At 51.0% G+C, this 2,379-nt stretch carries 2 protein-coding genes; one reads left to right on the top strand and one right to left on the bottom strand.

The window, feature by feature from the left end; genetic code table 11:
• Positions 1-1,602: aldehyde dehydrogenase family protein (locus TJ79_RS16670; RefSeq protein ID WP_040951481.1), on the bottom strand; the 1,602-nt coding region annotated here is incomplete at its 3' end.
• A 361-nt stretch (positions 1,603-1,963) separates the two neighbouring features.
• Here TJ79_RS16670 and TJ79_RS16675 point away from each other — a divergent pair.
• A complete protein-coding gene (locus TJ79_RS16675) occupies positions 1,964-2,329 on the top strand; it encodes a hypothetical protein (protein ID WP_040951482.1) in 366 nt (121 codons plus the stop codon).
• The last annotated feature ends 50 nt before the right edge of the window (positions 2,330-2,379 follow it).

The raw sequence follows: 2,379 nt of genomic DNA on the forward strand, positions 1-2,379 counted from the left end.
CTCTTTCGCACATGCGAGGGAAGGATCGGGAGCCACATCGTAAAAGGTCGTATGTTTAATGCCCATCTCATCGAGCTTGTCCGTAATCGACTTGGTATACCCGTTCTGGTAGAGGAAGCTGTCGGTGACGATGAATACCTTTTTCTTGCCCAAAACGCTTTTCAGTTCATCCAAAGCCACAGGCAGACAGCCCTTCTTGATGTAAACCTTTTGGGGGGCGCGGAACCAAAGCATGTTTTCTCTCCTCTCGGCGACGGTTTTAACGTTGATCAGATGTTTGACGCCGACGTTCTCGCTCACCGAGTTGCCGCCCCAAGTGCCGCAGCCGAGAGTAAGGGACGGAGCCAGCTTGAAGTTGTACAGGTCGCCAATCCCGCCGTGGGATGAGGGCGTGTTCACCAGAATGCGGCAAGTCTTCATCCGGGCGGCAAAGGCATCCAGCTTGGCCTGCGCCGTAATCGGGTTCAGATAGATAGCCGCGGTATGGCCGTATCCACCGCCGATGACGAGCTTCTCCGCTTTATCCAGCGCTTCGTCAAAAGTCTTCGCTTTGTACATGGCCAATACGGGAGACAGCTTCTCATGGGCGAATTCCTCCGTCTGCTCGACGCTGGTCACTTCTCCGATAAGAATCTTCGCCTTTTCCGGAACTGTAACGCCTGCAAGCGCGGCGATTTTATAGGCCGGTTGGCCGACGATATTGGCGTTCAAGGCGCCGTTGATGATAATGGTCTTGCGCACTTTTTCCGTTTCCGCTTTGTTAAGGAAATAGCAACCGCGGTCGGCGAATTCTTTTTTCACTTGATCGTAAACCGTATCGAGAACGACAACAGATTGCTCAGATGCGCAGATCATTCCGTTGTCGAAGGTTTTGGAATGAATGATCGAGTTGACGGCAAGGACGGTATCGGCACTATCGTCGATAATGGCCGGTGTATTCCCTGCGCCTACGCCGAGTGCGGGCTTGCCGCTGGAATATGCAGCCTTCACCATGCCAGGACCGCCTGTAGCCAAGATGATATCGGCTTCCTTCATGACCAGGTTGGTCATCTCCAAGCTCGGCACATCGATCCAATCGATGATCCCCTCAGGCGCGCCTGCGGCAACAGCGGCTTCCAGCACGACGCGGGCGGCGGCAATGGTAGCATTCTTCGCTCTTGGGTGTGGGCTGATGATGATCCCGTTTCTTGTCTTGAGGGAAATTAACGTTTTAAAAATCGCCGTCGACGTCGGATTCGTTGTGGGAATGACCGCCGCGATAATGCCGATAGGTTCAGCGATCTTTTTGATGCCGTAAGCTTTGTCCTCTTCTAGAACGCCACATGTCTTCGTATCGCGATAAGTATTGTAGATGTATTCGGAAGCGTAGTGGTTCTTGATGACCTTGTCCTCCACGATGCCCATGCCCGTTTCGGAAACAGCCAGCTTGGCCAACGGGATACGCTCTTTACCTGCGGCTGTGGCGGCTGCCAGGAATATCGCATCCACCTGTTCCTGTGTGTAAGTCGCGAATTTCGCTTGCGCTGCCCGGAGCCTGACAAGTGCGGCTTCCAGCTTTTCGACTCCATCGATCACTTCTCTTTTCGTAGTTGCAGCTTTCATGGTCTCTCTCCTCCATTTACTTAATCGGACTAGCTGGTTAGGGGAACGAATATTCCCCATCTGTTGAACGAAGCCTTGTCCGTCAAGCTTTCTTGTTTGCTTGTGAAAATAATAACAAAGTCCTGCGAAGTGCGGCAGATATAAAAAAAGCATATCGATATATATTTATCGATATGCCTGGGGTTGGGAGAAGAAGGAAGAAGGGAAAGGTCCACGAGTAAAATTGGTCATGATCAAACAACTATCTTTTATATAAATCTAAAACCAAATGGAAGGTTTCACATATCCTATTCTGCACGGGATTCAGCAACATTTTTAAGTTGCCGCATTCCTATACCTATGGACGGATGGGGGTGAAACTATGAAAGGTTCCCTTATAATGGCACTCAAGCGGAGCACATCCATTATTCGTCAACTTATCACGTTTCTGTTCGTCAGCATTTTCCCAGGGACATCGGTGGTTACCCGGTCTTTCCGGGTCATCCGACTCGTAAACAGAGGAGAAGTCATCGTATCCCAACGCCGCGCAACCGGCACCGCCACGCCTATCGTCCGATTTCAATTTATTAATGCTGTGACCGGCGTACCGGTGACCAACAGTGTTACCGTAACAGGGACCCGCACCGTCGTCCTGCCTTTTGTTCTTCCTTCAGGAACTTTCCGACTCCGAGTTACCAACATTGGGGCGAGCAATGTTCGGGTGGAGGGGGTTATCCTCGTATTTTAGTTGACCGCCGAATATAGGAAGAAGCTGCGTGACTGCGTAGATTAAAATCT

Source organism: Gorillibacterium massiliense, from assembly GCF_000455485.1.
Lineage (GTDB): Bacteria > Bacillota > Bacilli > Paenibacillales > NBRC-103111 > Gorillibacterium > Gorillibacterium massiliense.